Genomic DNA, 19330 nt, shown 5'->3' on the forward strand with positions numbered 1-19330 from the left:
TTTTCGAAAGCGGTTTCGAAATAGGTTTAAAAATATTCGAAAGCGGTTTCGATTACCATAAAATAAAAAGGCATTTCATTTCGAAAGCGGTTTCGTGTTGGGTTAAAAAAATTTGTTTTATTTTTTTAATGGTAAACAGGACTCTCTTTCAATCAACTGTACTGGAATGATCTCTTCTGTTACGATCTTCTTTTTCTGAATCATCTGCTTGATTAAAATCTGTGCTGCTCTAACCCCTAGCACATCTGTATCCTGTCGTATCGTTGTGAGCTTTGGCGTTACATAGCTAGCCATCTCTATATCATCATAGCCGACGATCGAGACGTCTTCAGGAATTCTAACTCCTCTCGATTTGGCAAGCTCCATAGCACCGATTGCCATATGGTCTCCAGCTACGAAAACAGCTGTTGGCGGATCAGGTAGATCCAGTAGCTTCGACATGGCTTCACTTCCCTCTTTAATGGAAAAAAGGCCGCCATTCACAAGATAGTGATCAGGGACAGGTAATCCCAATTGACTCATTGCTTTCTTGTAACCTTCAATTCTTTCTTTCCCTGCATGAATTGTAGGGTCACCTGAAATATGAGCAATCTTCGTGTGTCCTAATGAGTGAAGGTAGTTGATGGCAAGTTTTCCTCCAGATAGATCATCCGATAGGATTACGCTGCAATTTTCATTCGTCATATCGATTACGACGATTGGGATGTGATTGTTAATCATTTCTTGAACTTGTTCATCGTTAGGATCAGAGCTTATGACAACAATGCCATCGACTCCACGGTAGAGAAAGTGTTCAAGGTAGCTCGTGTCTCTGTTCCTCAGATTCCTAGAAGCGAGGATCAAATCATAGCCTTCTTTCTCAGCATGCTTTCGAAAACTCTCAATCACTGCACTAAAGAACGGATGCTTCATGCCTACTTCATTTGCTTCTGAAAACATCACACCGATTGTCCAGGATTTCTTCGTAGAGAGAGACTGCGCATGTGCATTAGGTAAGTATCCCATATCAGCTGCGGTTTGAAGTATAGCTTGTCTTGTTTTTTGACTAACATCAGGATAATTATTTAAAGCTTTAGAGACTGTCGTATAAGAAAAGCCAGTCTTTTTCGCAAGGTCATAGATTGTTATCATGATTATCTCCTCTTTATCGAAAGCGCTTTCGTTGAAGTCATTATATATCACTTAATATGACATAGCAACACTTTTTCAGAGAATCTTTTGAATACTTTTTTCCAATGAGAAGAGGCATCCTTGAAAAGGTGCCTCTCCTCATTACTTATGAAGAACATTATTTAAGTGATCTTATAAATTGATCTACAACTTCATTAAACCGCTCTGGTTCTTCCAAGAAAGGACAGTGACAGCTATCCTCAAATATTTCTAATTTAGATTGTTTGATTTCTTTATTTAAATGTTCGCCTGCTGCAACTGGGATCAGTTTTTCTTCCTTACCGAAGCATAACAGCGTCGGCTTTGTTATTTCATTAAGATAAGGACGACAATCCACGATCGATTGATCGAATAAGATGGCGCTAGCGATCGACGCTGGAAGCTTCGTTGTTTCCTCAAGCATCCACTCTAACTCTTCTTCCGAAACTTCCTCTTTGAACATTAGCGGTAGGAATCCCTGTAGTAATCCTCTCTGGTCAGTTTGAATTTGCTGCATCATTCCTGATAATGCAGGAAGATCGAACGCACCAATTTCGAAATCTGGCCATTTAAAGTCTGAGGCGAGCTCATCTACGATCACAGTTCCTTTTATTCCATCTTCACCAAACTGATGGATGTATTCCCAAATAACAAACGCTCCCATCGACCAGCCGACTAGCGTCACGTCTCTAAGATCGAGCTTTTTGATAAACTCCTTTAAGTCCTTCGCATAGGTGGCGACTGTGTGACCAGAATCTGCATGGGACGATTGCCCATGTCCTCTTAAATCGATGGATATTGCTCGGTACTTCTGTCTGAAGTATGGAAGCTGTTTCTTAAAGAAACGACTGCTCATCCAGACGCCATGAATAAAGAGAATCGGGTCTCCCATCCCAACATCTTCATAGTATAGCTCAACGCCGTCTTCAAGCTTTAGGAATGCCATAGCTTCTCCCTCCTTACACACTCTCACATAGATTGGATTCACTTAACACAATACGCTCGTATCGTTTAAAACATTCTCTATTCCTTTCGACACCAATCGAGTGGTACCTGTCACCACGTTTGATAAAATACGATTGAAAGGAGGAATAGCAATGGGTATTCTCAGCGGATTCATGGGTAACGCATCGACGATGGATAAAGGTGAGGTAAAGAAAGAACTATCAAACATCCTTGCAGAGGCAGAAGAAGTTAATGCGGCATTCAAACTTGTACGTGACTTGATTGTTTTCACAGACAAGCGGCTACTGTTTGTTGATAAACAAGGCATGACTGGAAAGAAAATCGAGTACCATTCCGTCCTTTATAAGAGCATTTCACACTTCTCAATCGAAACAGCGGGACACTTTGATCTCGATGCAGAACTAAAAATATGGATATCAGGCTCGCAAGCTCCTACAATTTCAAAGCAGTTTAAGAAGGATGACAGCATCTACGATGTACAAAAAATCCTCGCAGCATTATGCGGATAATACTTAACTATGAAGCAGGCCAATGGCCTGCTTTATATGTATGCTCATCGGCTCATCGGCTCATTGGCTTATCTGAACGTTTTCCCTGACACCTGTTCCATCACCCCACAAAACTCTTCCCACGTTTCCGGATAGGCATTTGAGCCGTGCTTTCTGATAACCTTATCCTCTGTTCTGATCTCCACACTCCAGGAGGTGCCGTCTAACACCATTTCTTCTGGTTGATAGTTACGTTTCCATCTTAAGAGGTTTGTAGATTGAAGAGCGTTTATGGATGGAACACAAGTTGTGTTCCATCTGATGGGCTCTTCATCTCTTGAATTCTCCCATTGTAAATGCGTTACCTCGCCTGTTGGTAAATGCCAGTCGATTTCATAGCTATTCCCGAAGAAGCCGCCAACATTTGCTTTGATGCTAGTAATCTTCTGGTAAGCGTGATCCACCGCTTCTTCTCTCGACCATTCAAATCCACAGCTCTTACAGTGGTAATCCTTGCTCGATTTAGGGAGGGAACACCCGCCTAGCACGACTTCTCCCCTCTCTACCTTTGGTTTCACGTCATGCGTTGGCATTCCATATATGATTTTTGCTGCTTGTTTCGCACCACATTGAAGACAAACGTTGTATTTAATCGCCATCGAATCACTCCTCGATATTCTTACTAGACTACAATTCTCACTTTATCATAATTGTTAAATTTAGGATGCTGTTTCACGCTCGTTTTCCCTCACTCGTAAAAACCAGTATAATGAAAAGAAACCCCTCTATTATTCGACACTCTTCGAGCCAATACGGGTGGTGACAGGCACCGGAAGATGCACCAGAAAGGAGCTTCGAGATGTTTGAACTGCTATTAACGATGCTTGAGCGCCTTGGGATCATCGTAACGATCGCATTTGTGTTGACTCGCTTTCGCTTCTTTAGAGACATGATCTACAGTGAGCGTCTTGCTAGAAAACAGCAGTATGTTGCGATCGGCTTCTTTGGGTTCTTCGGCATCATCGGTACATATACTGGACTCACGTTCAATACAGAGTCCTTCCAATTCAATGCATGGCCGCTCGATGTCTCTTCAGATGAAGCCATCGCGAATTCGAGGGTCATCGGCGTGGTGCTCGCAGGATTACTGGGAGGTTATCGCGTCGGAATCGGTGCTGGTATTATCGCAGGTGCGCACCGGTACTTCCTCGGAGGCTTTACAGCTCTTGCATGCGGATTAGCGGCCATCATCGCTGGGTTAATCTCAGGAGCTCTTCATAAACGAAATCGTCACGTCAAACTTCAGTCTGCCTTCATGATCGGTGCTGGTGCAGAAGCAGTTCAGATGCTCATCATCCTTGGACTATCTAAGCCATTTGAGAACGCATTAGCGCTAGTTGAAGTCATCGGCCTCCCAATGATCTTAGCGAACGGAATCGGCTGCGCCCTCTTCTTACTGATCATCAAGAACGTCGTGAACGAAGAGGAAAAGGCTGGCGCGCTTCAAGCTCAAAAAACACTTCGCATCGCAGATCAAACGCTCGGCCATCTGCGAAAAGGGCTTACAACGGTCTCCGCAACAGAAGTTTGCCGAATTCTTCATCGAGAAGTCGAGGGAAGCGCTGTAGCCATTACGGACAAAACTCATATCTTAAGTCATGTTGGGATGGGAGACGATCATCATCAAGCAGGAAACACGATTCAAACGAGCATTACGAGAGACGTAATTCAAGATGGCGACATGATGATCGCAAACGACCGCACAATCCATTGTGCCGACAAAAACTGTCCCCTTGGCGCGGCGATCGTAGCTCCATTGAAGCAACGGGGCGAGACGATCGGAACACTAAAGTTTTATTTTCAATCTGAAAAAGAGATAACGAATGTTATCACTGAACTCGTTACAGGTCTTAGTGTTCTATTAAGTAACCAGCTCGAAATAGCTGAAGCGGACAACGCCTATCAGCTTGCAAAAGAAGCAGAAATCAAGGCGCTGCAAGCTCAGATTAGTCCTCATTTTTTATTTAATTCATTGAACACCATCGTTTCCTTAGTTAGAACTGAACCAGCAAAGGCTCGAAAACTCTTACTATCGTTATCTCATTTTCTTAGACAAAACTTATCAGGGACAACAGCTGATATGACCACACTCAACCAGGAATTGAAACATGTAAAAGCATACCTTGAGGTTGAAGAAGCACGTTTCGTAGACAGACTTCGTGTAAACTATGAGATAGACGAACAAACGCTGTATCGGAAACTTCCACCGCTAACGCTGCAGCCTATTGTTGAAAATGCAATTAAGCACGGAATTAAAAACAAAAACACGAACTGCATCGTTGAAATCAGCATCATCTGCCAACAGAACGAAACCCTTGTTAGCGTGAAAGATAACGGAGCTGGAATTCCGCAGCACAGAATAAAAGAAATCGGTAAGGCTCCATTGGACTCAGAGAGTGGAACTGGACTCGGTCTTTATAATGTGAACCGCCGTCTTACCATGCTCTACGGAGAACGAGCCAGCCTTCAGATTTCTAGTGAACAAGACAACGGAACAATCGTCCGTTTTTTGATCCCATCTATGGAGGAGTAACGAATGAACGTAATTAAAACCTTAGTTGTCGATGACGAGCGATATAGCCGCGAGGAACTCGTTCACCTTCTTGGTGAATTTAATTCGATCGAAATTACTGGCGAAGCAGACTCAGGGCAAGAAGCTGTCGTAAAAGCGATCCAGCTTCAGCCTGATGTTGTGTTTCTAGATGTAGAAATGCCAGCGATGAATGGAATGGACGCCGCTAAAGCACTACTTGAGCTTAAGAATCCTCCTTTCATCGTATTCGCGACTGCTTATCCTGAATTTGCAGCTGAAGCGTTTCGTTATGAGGCCGTCGACTATTTGTTGAAGCCCTACGATGAAGAACAGCTCGAACAAACGATCAAGCGTCTTGAAAAACTGGTAACTTCCAACACTGAAGTGACTTCACCACAAATGAAAAAAGGGAAATTATCCATCGAAACTGATGGCGACATCCATTACATCGATCCGACCGATATCCTATACATTTGCCGGGACGACCGCGTGTCCCGAATTTATCTTAAGAACAATGCCTTCGAAGTCAAAATGACACTGAAAGAATTAGAAAACCGATTATCTACACACCCATTCTTTCGCATTCACAAAAGCTATATCGTTAATCTGATGTATGTTACAAGGCTGACACCATGGTTTAACGGCGCTTACCAACTCGAATTAGAAGGTATAGCAGAAAAGCTTGCTGTCAGTCGTAATTATGTGAAGTCTCTTCGGTCACGTCTTGAATTATAGATTGCATGTTAAACGCTTTCACATACATCTTACCCGCTTTTTTCTACATCTTGTTCAAATCTTCCCCACTTTCGTCCTATCTTTCCTATAATTTATGTAAACGCATACAAAGAACGGAAAGGTAGGAGTTATCATGATTACATTTTTAGTAGGAATCGTACTTCTCGTAATAGGCTACTTTACTTACGGTAAATTCGTTGAAAAAACGTTCGGTGTGAACAGCACGCGACACACACCGGCATATACTCATCAAGACGGTGTCGATTACCTTCCGATGAACACACCTAAAAACTCACTCATCCAGCTCTTGAACATTGCAGGAGTAGGTCCAATTTTCGGACCGATTCTAGGCGCTCTTTATGGTCCAGTGGCATTTCTATGGATTGTGTTCGGGTGTATTTTTGCTGGGGCCGTACATGACTATTTAACCGGGATGATTTCGATACGAAATCGCGGAGCTCACTTACCAGAGCTCGCAGGGAAGTTTCTAGGAAAAGTCATGAAACATGTCGTGAACGCATTTGCTGTACTCCTTCTCTTACTCACGGGTACAGTATTCGTTACCGCACCAGCAGGACTACTAAACAACATGATGAACGGCTGGGTCACGATGGGACTCATCCTTGGAGCAATCTTCATCTATTATATTATCGCGACTCTATTGCCGATCGATAAAGTCATCGGGCGCTTTTACCCTATCTTTGGTGCACTACTATTGATCAGTGCCCTAGGAGTTGGCGCAGGTCTAGTCTTTACTGGCGCTCCAATTCCAGAAATCAGTCTTACAAACTTACACCCTGACAGCGCACCGATCTTCCCACTACTATTCTTAACGATTTCTTGTGGTGCTCTATCAGGTTTCCATGCGACGCAGACTCCGATCATTTCAAGAACAACTCAAAACGAAAAGCAAGGACGTCGAATCTTCTACGGGATGATGATCGCAGAAGGAATCATCGCGATGATTTGGGCAGCTGCTGCTATGAGTCTATTTAATGGACCAGTTGGATTGAACGAACTACTTGCAAGCGGTGGACCAGCTGCTATCGTAAGTGAAGCTTCAACACTTATGCTTGGCGCGATCGGTGGAACACTGGCAGTACTCGGTGTAATCGTGCTACCGATTACCTCTGGTGATACAGCATTCCGAAGCGCTCGTATGATTATCGCAGACTACTTCAAGTATTCTCAGAAAAAGATTACGAACCGCCTATGGATCGCACTACCACTATTCGCTGTCGCATTTGCTTTAACTAGAATCGATTTCACGTTGCTCTGGCGCTATTTCTCATGGGCAAACCAATCCACAGCTATGATCGCATTATGGGTAGGGGCAATGTACCTCTTCATCGCTAAGAAAAACTACTGGATCGCGATGATTCCGGCAGTATTTATCACGATGGCAACGACAACGTATATTTTGTATGCCCCGATTGGCTTTAGTCTACCGATTAACATTGCCTATATCGGTGCAACGATCATCACGATCGGTGTAATCATCAGCTTCTTCTTCGCCGCTCGTAAACAACGTGCAGCAAACATTCCATTAGAAGAAGACATCACAGGATGGGACAGTGTTGCTTAATGGGATGCTGCAATCCTAAATATAGAGAAACAGTTAATGAAGAGGAAGAACGAATCAATACGAACGGCAAGGAGACCCTTCCTCTCGCAGGAAAAATTGTTCTCGCTAGTATCTTTTTGTTCGGATTAGCTTTAATCGGAATACTTTAGTGAAAGGAGCTCAGGCATTTGCCTGGCTCTTTTTCGTTTAAAAATTGATACCTTTCACACCAGATTGAACGCTTTACCTATTCCTTTCATATTCTAATCGTACAGTGGGAAGTAGTGCTCTCCCTGCTTTTCAACCTCTATTAGAAATGAGGAGAAGCATGTCCTATCATGATGTGTTCACAAACAACATTGGAAAATGTGTAAAGATCCTCTGTTACGATGATTATGTTTATCATGGCTATATTGACCAAGTAGATGAAACACACGTTTATCTACGCCCTCTTGGTAGTAAGCAAAAGGAAGAAGAAGATACGAGCTACTTCTTTCTTGGAGCTGCCTTGATCTCAATTCCTTTTACAACCATCGAGGATATCTCTTTTAATCCGTTTCATTATTGGTAGAGTGACAGAAAAAAACGCTCAGCGATTGAGCGTTTTAACCGTTACCAGAAGTTTTCTTAAACACCGCAAGCTGCAGATACTCACCACTCGGCCCTTTTTCAGAGATTGTCTTTATCTTCGTAAACCCACTCTTTTCTAATAATGAGATCGAACGCTGATGATCTTTATTCGTATACGCCTCGATTGTTTCGAGCCCCATCGTACGAAATCCATAGTGAAGCACTTCTTCAAGAGCTTCTGCCATAAATCCTTTTCCAGTATGACCTGGATGTAATCCATAGCCTAGCTCTCCCTTTCGTTCATCTTCTGAAAGGTTCCATATGGAAATCGTTCCGATGATGTTATTCGTAGAAGCTTCTGTTAGTGCCCAAATCACCCATTTATTCTCATCAACACCTTTGTTCATCTTGTTGATATAGTGACGGCTGTCTTCAACGCTTTGGTGTTCAGGTATGTCCACGTATGGAAAATGTTGTTTCGTGCGATGGTACTCATAAATCCCATCGACATCGTTCATCGATAACTTTCTAAGACATAGACGGTCGGTATGTAATAGTGGAAACGGGTTAAAGTTATATGACATAAACGCTTTCCTTCCTGTATGTAGGATTTCGCTTAATTTAGGCGATTACAATAGGTCTCTTGTCCAAGCACTCTCACGGTTTGTCCATATACTATTATAGATAAACCAGGAGAGTGAGACCATGCCTTGTATAATTAAAGGACCAGTTATCATTGAGAACAACAGTGGTACCGTTGTCCAATGCGCTCATACCATTTCCCCGATCTCTGCTAGTAAAACAGTCTCTGGCTCAGGCGGAGGCAACACGGGTTCATTTATGATTATAAATAACTTCATCAGTATTACTATTAAGTGTAAATAGCCTCATCTATATTTTATAACCTTAAATCAGAGCTCCTCAATCGTGATACGGTTGGGGAGTTTTATCGTGAACCGATTGGCCCCGATATGAGATAATAATAGGAGTACAAACATAACGAGGTGACATGATGGAGAAATTATTTTATGGAAACGATGAAAACCAGTTTGGAGAACTACGCATACCTGAATGCGATGGCCCTCACCCGGTTGCGATCGTTATTCACGGTGGTTTTTGGCGAGAGCCATTCAAGCTCGATTTAATGACTGGCGTTGCTGAAGCGTTGACCGAAAAAGGAATCGCAACTTGGAACATTGAATACCGCAGAGTATCAGAACGTGGTGAAGCATGGCCAGATACGTTAACAGATGTCGCGAAAGCAGCTGACCACCTCTATGCCCTTAAGGAAAAACATGCGCTGGATCTAAGCAATGTTATCACGATTGGTCATTCTGCGGGAGGTCACCTTGCGACCTGGTTAGCTGCTAGGCATAAGATCAGAAGCGAAAGCCCGCTACATACGGACAAGCCCTTACCAATCGCCGGCGTCATCAGTCTTGCAGGTGTGACCGACCTCGAACTGATGCACGAAGTTCATGAATACCGCGATGAAACGTTATCACTCGAGCCGAACAATCCTACAGCTGACTTAATAGGAGGATCTCCGAAGGAATTCCCTGAACGATACAAAGATGCGTCTCCTATCGAACTGCTTCCTTTGGATATTCATCAAGTTCTCATCCACGGCTCACTAGATATTCATGTGCCAATCGGCATCAGCAGTCAGTATCATAGAGAAGCTCAGGAAGCAGGAGACTTCGTGAAATTGGTAGAACTACCTCAAGCAGAACATTTCATGCTGACAGATACAACGTCCCTTGCATGGGAAATGGTAATGGAAGAAGTAGAGCTATTGTATACAACGATTAAGGGAGGCTAAAGAATGTCTGAACCAACAGTTTCTATTGCACTCTATCGCCCTCATCCGGGTAAGGAAGAGGATCTACAAAAGGTAGTGAAAGATCACTTACCAACATTACGAAGAGAAGGTCTCATTACAGAACAAACACCTCTTCACTTACAAGCAAACGATGGAACCATTTTAGAAATATTCCAATGGAAATCCATCGCTGCTAAAGATGAGGCTCATCAATCAGATGTCGTGATGGAAGTATGGGAAAAATTTATGGCTGTCGCAGAAATGACCACCCTCTCTTCACTTGAGGAAGCGAATCAACCGTTCCCTAACTTCAAACCAATCACGTTTTGAAAAGGAAGCAGCACGCTACTTCCTTTTCAAACAAACGTTTGATTAACTGTTAAAAGTGCTACATCATCCAGGAGGAACACATGAAAAGAAAACTTCTATATCCGGTCCTATTCATCAGCTTGATCAGCATCGGAATCATTCTAGCATTCATCGTCTCAAACAATCGCACTCCTGCAATCGATGAAGGTATTGCTAACATTTTCGCAAAATCACCAAGTACTACCGTTGAAATCTTAGAAGCTGTCTCTCACATCGCCTCTAAACCTTTTATCGTGACACTATTAGTTTTATTTGTAATCGTGTTAGCGTTTAAAAAGAACATCCTAGGCTTGATCACAGTAACCTTTGCTGTGGTCATCGGTAACTATTCTTATAAGTACGTTAAGGTCCTTATTCAAAGAGATCGCCCCTCAGTGGAAGGTGCCGTTGCGGAAGGATATAGCTTTCCGAGCGGACACGTAACGATGGGCGTCATCTTGTACGGATTAATCGTCTACTTCCTTTTTCAGTATGTGACGCGTTCAACATTCAAGAAAATCAGTTTGATCGTCGCACTCATTTTAGTCGTCGTCATCGGATTAAGTCGTCTCGTTACAGAAGAGCATTATTTTACTGATGTAATTGGTGGATATTGTTTGGGAGGAGCGATCTTGGTTGCAGCTATGTATGGGTATGAGTATTTCAGGAATAGATTGAGTCGAAGTGTTACATAGAAATGTGATAAACATAAAAGAGCACCTGTCATACAGATGCTCTTTCACATTATAGAAGTCTATTTTAATTCTAAGGAAGCTACACACTCCACGTGCGTCGTATGCGGAAACATATCGACAGGCTGAACTTCCTTCGTCTCATACCCGCCATCTTCAAGAATTCTAAGGTCTCTTGCTAACGTAGCAGGGTTACACGAAACGTAAACGACTTTCTTTGGCTTCATTTCAAGAATAGTCTCTAAAAGAGACTCATCGCAGCCTTTACGAGGTGGATCCACGACGAAAACATCCGGTTCAATGCCCTGCTTTTTCCACATCGGTAAGATGGTTTCAGCTTCGCCTACTTCAAATTCTGCGTTCGTAATGCCGTTCAGTTCGGCGTTTCGCTTCGCATCTTCAATCGCTTCAGGCACGATCTCTACCCCGTACACTTTTTTTGCTTTTTGAGCTAAGAATAGGGAGATCGTTCCGATGCCACAATACGCATCGATGACCGTTTCTTCTCCAGTTAACCCTGCATACTGCAACGCTTGATCATAAAGTACCTTCGTTTGGTCAGGATTCACCTGATAAAACGAGCGCGCGGAAATCGCAAACTTAATATCACCGATCGTATCGTAAATGTAATCAGTTCCCCAAAGAACCCGTGTTTCGTCACCAAAGACGACGTTTGTACGCTTTGGATTAATATTTTGAACGATTGATTTCACGCCAGGGACTTGTTTCGTAATATCACGAATGATGTTCTTGCGGTTTGGTAAATCTTTTTGCTTTGTAACGAGAACAACCATGACGTCCTTCGTTTGTTTACCATACTTTGCAACAACGTGTCGTAATGTCCCACGGTGCGTGCGCTCATCGTATGCCCGTATGCCATATTTTTCAGCAATTCCCTTGACCACTTTTAGTACATGATCATTTTCTTGCTCTTGAATCAGACACTGATCCATGTCGATGATTTTGTGGCTGCGCTGCTGATAGAAACCGGCAACGATCTTGCCATCTTCTTCCCCAACAGGGACTTGCGCTTTGTTTCGGTAACGCCACGGATCCTCCATTCCGAGTACATCATGAATAGGAACGTCGATTTTTCCGATACGCTCCATGACGTCCTTTACTTGTTTAAGTTTAAACTTCAATTGACTATCATACGTGATATGCTGAGTTTGACATCCTCCACACTTATAAAAAATCGGACACGGCGGCGTGTTTCGTTCTTCACTTTCTTCTATTACATCGAGAATCTTACCGAATCCGTAGCCTTTCTTCGTTTTGACTACTTTCACTCTAGCTTTTTCTCCTGGGATGCCATAAGGAACAAAGAGCGTATAGCCTTCTACTTTAGCAACACCAGCGCCATCATGGGAAAGATCCTTAAACTCAACTTCGACTATGTCGTTTTTTGTTACGGGTGTTTCCTGGATACTCATATTTTCAGTCCTTTTCCGTTCAATGTCATGTACAAAAATTGTACCACAGTGTGAATCGATATAGAAATTGGGTAGTTTTGCACCAAGTAAAAAAGCCAGAGATCAACTCTCTGACTTCTCCTCCTCAGGTAAGGTGTTTCTCATCGCTTCTTCATCTGTCGAATGTTTCTTATTCGTTTTTGATGGGACGATCATCGTGATATGGCGATAGAGATTTGTAAACTCTGCAGGTAGAGGCCCACCATACTCACCATCAAGATTAAGCTGCATTTTATCAACGGCTTCTACTTTAATACGGCTCGCTTTTTTATAAACGACGTTTGGATCATTGATATGATCCCCTCGTAGTGCACTGCTCGCGATTCTAATAAACTCTGCGATATTGGTTTTCTTTAAAATCATTAGATCGAATAGGCCGTCATTGAGAGACGCATGCGGCGCTAACTTCTCAAAACCGCCGATCGAGTTCGAGTTCGATACGAGGAATAGCATGATTTCATCTTCGAATAGTTTTCCGTCATATTCTATTCTAGTCTTTGTCGGACGGATCGATGGAAGCATCTCGATACCCTTCATATAATAAGCAAGCTGACCTAGCATCGTTTTCAGCTTACTAGGCACTTCATATGTTAATTCCGTTAGACGTCCACCACCGGCAATATTAATGAAATAATGATCGTTTACGCGACCGATATCGATCGGCATTTCAAGACCTTCGCATAGCACATCCATCGCACCTTCAACCGTCCTAGGTACTCCAATCGCACGAGCAAAGTCATTCGTTGTCCCAACAGGAATAATACCGAGTTTCGGCCTGTACGGCTGCTCAGCAATGCCATTGATCACTTCATAAATCGTTCCATCTCCACCAGCTGCGATGACAAGGTCAAACTTTCTTTCAACTGCGATACGAGCCGCTTTCGTCGCGTCCCCCTCACAAGTCGTCGCATGTGCAGATGTTTCATATCCGTTTATTTCAAGACGTTCTAGTATATATGGTAACGAACGCTTCACCTGTTCTCTTCCGGACGTGGGATTATAGATCAGTCTAGCACGTTTCATCCTTCATCATCCTATCTTCTATATCTCTATTCTATGCTACCATTATAACCCAATAGTAGTCTCTTTTATCTTATTTGAAAAGCCTTAACCGCTCGACAAATTCGAACGAAAAGACTAATAAAAAATGTTTAACAAACAAAAAACGCCCACATCACCGTGACCGTCTCAACCCGATTAACCTCAGATATGATTATATTCGTTTAAGGTGGAAAAAGCAATGAAAAGCGGAGGTGGGCGATTAGAAACGGAGATATTGGAACTCTTGAACTTGAACACGATTTTTGTGTTCAGGTGAAAGAGTGAAATATCGCAGTTTCTGCCCACCGCAGCTGGACATGTGAAAAGCGGAAGTAGCCGTTTAGGTCCGACAAGCGCTGGAGCCTTTCAATTTGAACACGCTTTTTGTGTTCGGATTGAAAGGTGAAGCGGTCGAGGACCTGGCTACTGCAGCTGGACAATGAAAAGCGGAGATGGGCGATTAGACCCGACAAGCGCTGGAGCGCTTTCCCATGAACACGCTTTTTGTGTTCTTGGGAAAGAGCGAAGCGATCGAGGGTCTGCCCATCACAGCTAGACATCGAAAAGCGGAGGTGGCCCGTTTAAATCCGCAGGACGTTGGAGCCCGTGAGGATGAGACGCTTTCTGTCTCAACCGAAGGGGCGAAACGACCGGAGGGTTTGGCCACCGCAGCTGGACATGTGAAAAGCGGAAGTAGCCGTTTAGGTCCGACAAGCGCTGGAGCCTTTCAATTTGAACACGCTTTTTGTGTTCGGATTGAAAGGTGAAGCGATCGAGGACCTGGCTACTGCAGCTGGACAATGAAAAGCGGAAGTAGCCGTTTAGGTCCGACAAGCGCTGGAGCCATTCAAATAAAAAAAGCCCTCCAATCAAGGAGGGCTTTCGAAATCAATCTATCGCTTATCCATTTCCTCAACGATCAGCTTGTTAACCATTGGAGGATTCGCTTTACCTTTTGTTGCTTTCATCACTTGTCCAACTAGGAAACCAAGCGCACGGTCTTTACCATTCTTGTAGTCTTCGATCGATTGCTCGTTCTCATCAAGAATACCAGTAACGATTCCGCGTAGCTCGCCTTCGTCAGAAATCTGAACGAGGCCTTTGTCTTTAACGATCTGTTCAGGATCGCCACCTTTTTCAATAAGATCTTTGAAGACTTTCTTCGCGATCTTAGATGAAATGGTACCTTTTTCGATCAATGCAATCAGTGTGCCAAGGCCTTCAGGTGTAAGAGCCACTTCGTCAATTTCTTTATAGTTCGCGTTCAAGTAGGCAGACACTTCACCCATCAACCAGTTAGAAGCTTGTTTTGGATCTGCGCCTTGTTCGATTGCGACTTCAAAGAAATCGGACATCTTCTTAGACTGAGTAAGAACTTTGGCATCGTACTCAGGAAGATCGTACTTGTTCACATAGCGTTCACGGCGTGCATCCGGTAGTTCAGGAATATCCGCACGAACGCGGTCCATCCACCCTTTGTCGATTGAAAGACGAACAAGGTCTGGTTCAGGGAAATAACGATAGTCGTCAGACCCTTCCTTCACACGCATCAAGATTGTTTTCTTACCTGCTTCATCGTAACGGCGTGTTTCTTGTCCGATTACGTTTCCTGCAAGTAGTTCTTTCTCCTGACGTACTTCTTCGTACTGAAGACCTTTTTGAACGTTAGCGAATGAGTTCAAGTTCTTAAGCTCTGTCTTCGTTCCAAACTCTTCTTGTCCGTATGGACGAAGTGACAAGTTTGCATCACAACGAAGTGAGCCTTCTTCCATCTTACAATCAGATACTTCTGTGTATTGAAGAATAGACTTCAACTTCTCGAGATAAGCATACGCTTCTTCAGGTGTACGGATATCTGGCTCAGATACGATCTCAACAAGAGGTGTACCTTGACGGTTAAAGTCAACGAGAGAATGATTTTCCCCATCAACGTGAGTCAGTTTACCTGCATCCTCCTCTAGGTGTAGACGCGTAATCCCAATTCGCTTTGTCTTCCCGTCCACTTCAATATCGATCCAGCCATTTTCACCGATCGGCTTATCATATTGAGAGATCTGATACGCTTTCGGGTTATCAGGGTAAAAGTAGTTTTTACGGTCAAATTTCGTGTCTTCTGCAATCTCACAGTTTAGTGCCATAGCAGCACGCATTGCGAAATCAACAGCCTGTTCGTTCATGACAGGCAGAACACCAGGGTGTCCTAGACAAATCGGGCACACGTTCGTGTTAGGAGGCGCACCGAAATTCGTTGAACAGTTACAGAAAATCTTCGTGTTTGTCTTTAGTTCCGAGTGAACTTCAAGACCGATGATTGTTTCAAAATTCATTTTCAGTCGTCACCCCTTACAGCTCTGGTTTAGCTTTATGATGATCAGTTACTTGTTCGTAAGCATGAGCTACACGATAAACAGTTTTCTCATCAAAATGCTTTCCGATTATTTGTAATCCGACAGGTAGGCCATTAGACAATCCACAAGGTACAGAGATAGCAGGTACGCCAGCTAAGTTAACCGGAATCGTCAGAATGTCGTTCGCATACATCGTTAGTGGGTTATCGATCTTCTCGCCCACTTTAAATGCAGGTGTCGGTGTTGTAGGTCCAATAATGACATCGTAGTCCTCAAACACTTTTTCAAAGTCGTTCTTGATCAGCGTACGAACCTTTTGCGCTTTTTTATAGTAAGCATCATAATAACCTGAACTTAGTGCAAACGTTCCAAGCATGATACGACGCTTCACTTCCTCACCGAAGCCTTCACTTCTTGTTTTCTTGTACACATCAAGAAGGTTATCTGCTTCAGCACGTACGCCATATCTTACACCATCAAAACGAGCTAGGTTTGCTGATGCTTCAGAAGAAGAAAGTAGATAGTACGTTGCAACGGCATACTTTGAATGCGGTAAGGAAACTTCTTCCCATGTCGCACCAAGTTCTTCAAGCTTCTTCAATGCTGCAAGAACTTTGTTCTTCACATCTTCATCTACACCTTCAGCAAGGTATTCCTTTGGAACCGCAATGCGCAGACCCTTCACGTCTCCAGTAAGACTTGTAAGATAATCAGGAACATCAACGTTCGCTGAAGTAGAGTCCATCTTGTCGTGCCCAGCAAGCGTCTGAAGAAGATATGCGTTGTCTTCTACAGTATTTGTGATCGGACCAATTTGGTCGAGAGATGATGCGAATGCGATCAATCCGAAACGAGAAACACGACCATATGTTGGTTTCAACCCAACTACACCGCAAAATGCTGCCGGCTGACGAATCGATCCACCGGTGTCAGAACCAAGTGAGAAGAATACTTCTCCAGCTGCTACAGATGCAGCAGAGCCACCGCTTGAGCCACCAGGTACATAGTCTGTATTCCATGGGTTACGGGTCGCATAGAAACCTGAATTCTCGTTTGAAGAACCCATCGCGAACTCATCCATATTTAATTTCCCAACTGTAACTGTTTCAGCTGCTTGCAAACGCTCAACTACTGTTGCGTTATGTAATGGTTCAAAATTTCCTAATAGCTGACTCGCAGCTGTTGTACGAAGACCTTTCGTGACGATGTTATCCTTAACCCCGATCGGCAGTCCGAAAAGTAGACCCCTTGCATCTTCCGTTCCAAGCTTATCATCAAGGGATTTTGCAGCTTGCATAGCCCCTTCTTCGTTCAAGGTCATGAATGCTTTTACTTTGTTTTCAACCGAGTTAATACGATCAAATGAACTTTGAACAAGTTCACTAACTGATAGTTCTTTCTTGTGTAGCAAGCTATGGAGCTCGCTTATGCTTTTATCAAACATCGGTATCTCGTACCTCCCTTACTCTAAAATTGATGGAACCTTCACTTGTCCGTTTTCTTGATCTGGTGCATTTTTAAGTGCATCTTCACGTGAAAGCCACGGCTGTACCTTGTCTTCACGAAGAACATTCTTCAGATCAAGAACGTGAGTAGTTGGTTCAACATTTTCTGTATCTAGTTCATTCAGCTGCTCTGCCATCGAAATGATGTCATCGAGCTGAGTTGTAAACTTTTCGACTTCTGATTCATCCATTTCAAGTCTCGCCAGGTTCGCAACATGCTTAACCTGTTCATTTGTAATTCTGGACATCTCTTTCACCTCCGTAAAATTCGAACAACCTGCAATATATAGATGATACCAAAAACAGACTTCATTAAGCAACAGAATGCCGTTTTGTCAATATTAAGCAGATTTTCAATCAAACGTTTGTTTAACACACCTTATATTGCCCTCACCGTTCGAAGTACTTGTATAAGAACAAAAAAAAGACCCACTCCAATTGGAGTGAGTCTTAGTGTAACAATTAAACTTGAGAAGATTTCGCTTCATCAAATTCTGCTTCAATTTCTTCTCCAGGTTCTTTACCAACATAGCTGAATACCAATACAGCGATCCAGCAAAGAATGAATCCTGGTACGATTTCGTAAAGGTCGAACAGACCACCTGAAAGCTGCTTCCAAATGATTACTGTCGCAGCACCTACAAGGATACCTGCAAGTGCACCATTACGAGTCATGCGTTTCCAGAACAAGCTTAGAATGATTACTGGTCCGAATGCAGCACCAAATCCTGCCCAAGCGTAACTTACAAGACCAAGCACAGAACTTTCTGGGTTATAAGCTAATAGGATTGCTAGCAATGCGATTCCAAGTACAGCGATACGACCTACCCATACAAGCTCAGTCTGGCTTGCATTCTTACGTAGAATCGCTTTATAGAAGTCCTCTGCAACAGCACTTGAAGATACAAGAAGCTGAGAGTCAATCGTACTCATGATTGCAGATAGGATTGCTGCAAGCAAGAATCCTGATACCCAAGGGTTAAATAGGATTTGAGTGAATTCGATAAATACTGTCTCAGAGTTCTCAAGGCCGCCTGAGAAGAATGCGATACCGATGAAACCTGTGAAGATCGCACCGAATAGAGAAACAACCATCCAAGTCATACCAACAAGGCGCGCTTTTGGAATTTCTTTTGATGATTTAACTGCCATAAAACGTGTGATGATATGAGGTTGTCCAAAGTATCCAAGTCCCCAAGCAAGAAGGGAAATGATACCCATGAAGCTCATGCCAGTGAAGATATCAAGGTAAGTTGTATCGATCTCACCAACTTGATTCACTGTTTCGCCCCAACCGCCCATTTCAAAGATCGCAACGATTGGTACGACAACTAGAGCTAGGAACATCAAGATTCCTTGGAAGAAGTCCGTCCAGCTAACTGCTAAGAAACCGCCGAGGAACGTATAAGAAATAATTACGATTGCACCGATCCACAAAGCACTTTCGTAGCTCATGCCAAACGAGCTTTCAAACAGGATTGCGCCCCCAACTAGACCTGAAGACGTATAGAATGTAAAGAATACAAGAATGACAATTGCTGAGATAACACGAAGAGCTTTTGATTTATCACGGAAACGATTTTCAAGATAATCTGGAACCGTAATGGAATCATTTGCTACCTCAGTGTAACGACGAAGACGTGTTGCAACGAATTGCCAGTTCAGGTAAGCTCCGACCGCGAGCCCAATCCCGATCCAAATCTGGCTCATACCACCTGCGTACATTGCACCAGGCAGTCCGAGTAAGAGCCAACTACTCATATCTGATGCACCCGCACTAAGTGCTGCAACAGATCCACCTAATCTTCTTCCTCCAAGAACATAATCTGATAAGTTGCTTGTTAGTCGGTAAGATATTAGACCGATCGCAAGCATTCCGACAAGATATACTATAAACGTGACTAACGTAGGCGTTTCAATACTCATCTAGTACTATTCTCTCCTTTCGGTAAAAAATGTAATTATGGATAGTATGACTAATAAAGGCATCGGTATAAGCAGCCAGAACCAAGTTGCTGTTGTTAAGGTGTATTCCAC

Annotated in this window: 19 protein-coding genes; 9 read left to right on the plus strand and 10 right to left on the minus strand. The window is 43.3% G+C overall.

The features are described from left to right. Positions 1-117: 117 nt before the first annotated feature. Together ACXADT_RS01815 and ACXADT_RS01820 are read right to left on the minus strand one after the other, a co-directional pair. Entirely contained in the window at positions 118-1131 is a 1014-nt protein-coding gene (locus ACXADT_RS01815) for a LacI family DNA-binding transcriptional regulator (protein WP_270182702.1), read from the minus strand. A gap of 157 nt (positions 1132-1288) precedes the next feature. Beyond that, positions 1289-2095 carry an alpha/beta fold hydrolase gene (locus ACXADT_RS01820; protein ID WP_474833058.1) on the minus strand — a complete coding sequence of 269 codons (807 nt, stop codon included), beginning with the start codon at positions 2093-2095 and terminating at the stop codon, positions 1289-1291. A 151-nt stretch (positions 2096-2246) separates the two neighbouring features. On the opposite strand from ACXADT_RS01820, the gene ACXADT_RS01825 reads away from it, so the two are divergent. Further along, positions 2247-2624: a PH domain-containing protein gene (locus ACXADT_RS01825; RefSeq protein WP_270182704.1), complete on the plus strand. Its 378-nt coding sequence runs from the start codon at positions 2247-2249 to the stop codon at positions 2622-2624. A gap of 68 nt (positions 2625-2692) precedes the next feature. Here ACXADT_RS01825 and ACXADT_RS01830 read toward each other — a convergent pair whose 3' ends face one another. Continuing rightward, entirely contained in the window at positions 2693-3262 is a 570-nt protein-coding gene (locus ACXADT_RS01830; RefSeq protein ID WP_474833060.1) for a hypothetical protein, read from the minus strand. Between the two features lie 200 nt (positions 3263-3462). On the opposite strand from ACXADT_RS01830, the gene ACXADT_RS01835 reads away from it, so the two are divergent. The 4 genes from ACXADT_RS01835 to ACXADT_RS01850 all read left to right on the plus strand — a co-directional run bounded on the left by ACXADT_RS01835 (position 3463) and on the right by ACXADT_RS01850 (position 8066). After that, positions 3463-5196, plus strand: coding sequence for a LytS/YhcK type 5TM receptor domain-containing protein (locus ACXADT_RS01835; protein ID WP_474833062.1), 1734 nt, complete (start codon positions 3463-3465; stop codon positions 5194-5196). A gap of 3 nt (positions 5197-5199) precedes the next feature. Further along, entirely contained in the window at positions 5200-5931 is a 732-nt protein-coding gene (locus ACXADT_RS01840; RefSeq protein WP_474833064.1) for a LytR/AlgR family response regulator transcription factor, read from the plus strand. Positions 5932-6064: 133 nt separating this feature from the next. Then, the gene (locus ACXADT_RS01845; RefSeq protein ID WP_270182708.1) at positions 6065-7516 is read left to right on the plus strand and encodes a carbon starvation CstA family protein; all 1452 of its coding nucleotides are present in this window, start codon (positions 6065-6067) and stop codon (positions 7514-7516) included. A 307-nt stretch (positions 7517-7823) separates the two neighbouring features. After that, entirely contained in the window at positions 7824-8066 is a 243-nt protein-coding gene (locus tag ACXADT_RS01850; protein ID WP_474833065.1) for a hypothetical protein, read from the plus strand. 34 nt (positions 8067-8100) lie between these two features. Here the strand turns inward: ACXADT_RS01850 and ACXADT_RS01855 are convergent, their stop codons facing one another. Next, positions 8101-8649, minus strand: coding sequence for a GNAT family N-acetyltransferase (locus ACXADT_RS01855; protein ID WP_474833066.1), 549 nt, complete (start codon positions 8647-8649; stop codon positions 8101-8103). A 121-nt stretch (positions 8650-8770) separates the two neighbouring features. Here ACXADT_RS01855 and ACXADT_RS01860 point away from each other — a divergent pair, with 121 nt between their 5' ends. The 4 genes from ACXADT_RS01860 to ACXADT_RS01875 all read left to right on the plus strand — a co-directional run bounded on the left by ACXADT_RS01860 (position 8771) and on the right by ACXADT_RS01875 (position 10930). After that, positions 8771-8950, plus strand: coding sequence for a spore germination protein (locus ACXADT_RS01860; RefSeq protein WP_270182711.1), 180 nt, complete (start codon positions 8771-8773; stop codon positions 8948-8950). Positions 8951-9077: 127 nt separating this feature from the next. Next, a complete protein-coding gene (locus tag ACXADT_RS01865) occupies positions 9078-9887 on the plus strand; it encodes an alpha/beta hydrolase family protein (protein WP_474833067.1) in 810 nt (269 codons plus the stop codon). 3 nt (positions 9888-9890) lie between these two features. Then, on the plus strand, positions 9891-10217 hold the full coding sequence (locus ACXADT_RS01870; protein WP_270182713.1) for a hypothetical protein: 327 nt from the start codon (positions 9891-9893) through the stop codon (positions 10215-10217). 80 nt (positions 10218-10297) lie between these two features. Further along, the gene (locus ACXADT_RS01875) at positions 10298-10930 is read left to right on the plus strand and encodes a phosphatase PAP2 family protein (protein WP_474833069.1); all 633 of its coding nucleotides are present in this window, start codon (positions 10298-10300) and stop codon (positions 10928-10930) included. A gap of 59 nt (positions 10931-10989) precedes the next feature. Here ACXADT_RS01875 and rlmD read toward each other — a convergent pair whose 3' ends face one another. The 6 genes from rlmD to putP all read right to left on the minus strand — a co-directional run bounded on the left by rlmD (position 10990) and on the right by putP (position 19219). Next, positions 10990-12360, minus strand: a complete 1371-nt coding sequence (rlmD, locus tag ACXADT_RS01880; RefSeq protein ID WP_474833070.1) for a 23S rRNA (uracil(1939)-C(5))-methyltransferase RlmD — start codon at positions 12358-12360, stop codon at positions 10990-10992. 102 nt (positions 12361-12462) lie between these two features. After that, complete coding sequence (locus tag ACXADT_RS01885) at positions 12463-13422, minus strand: diacylglycerol kinase (protein ID WP_474833072.1); 960 nt, start codon at positions 13420-13422, stop codon at positions 12463-12465. A gap of 911 nt (positions 13423-14333) precedes the next feature. Further along, a complete protein-coding gene (gene gatB / locus ACXADT_RS01890; RefSeq protein ID WP_474833074.1) occupies positions 14334-15767 on the minus strand; it encodes an Asp-tRNA(Asn)/Glu-tRNA(Gln) amidotransferase subunit GatB in 1434 nt (477 codons plus the stop codon). 16 nt (positions 15768-15783) lie between these two features. After that, complete coding sequence (gene gatA / locus ACXADT_RS01895; protein ID WP_474834629.1) at positions 15784-17238, minus strand: Asp-tRNA(Asn)/Glu-tRNA(Gln) amidotransferase subunit GatA; 1455 nt, start codon at positions 17236-17238, stop codon at positions 15784-15786. Positions 17239-17250: 12 nt separating this feature from the next. Continuing rightward, entirely contained in the window at positions 17251-17541 is a 291-nt protein-coding gene (gene gatC / locus ACXADT_RS01900) for an Asp-tRNA(Asn)/Glu-tRNA(Gln) amidotransferase subunit GatC (RefSeq protein WP_270182719.1), read from the minus strand. A gap of 214 nt (positions 17542-17755) precedes the next feature. Continuing rightward, complete coding sequence (gene putP / locus ACXADT_RS01905; protein ID WP_442865224.1) at positions 17756-19219, minus strand: sodium/proline symporter PutP; 1464 nt, start codon at positions 19217-19219, stop codon at positions 17756-17758. Positions 19220-19330: the final 111 nt, after the last annotated feature.

The organism is Anaerobacillus sp. ABR4_321, assembly GCF_056158505.1.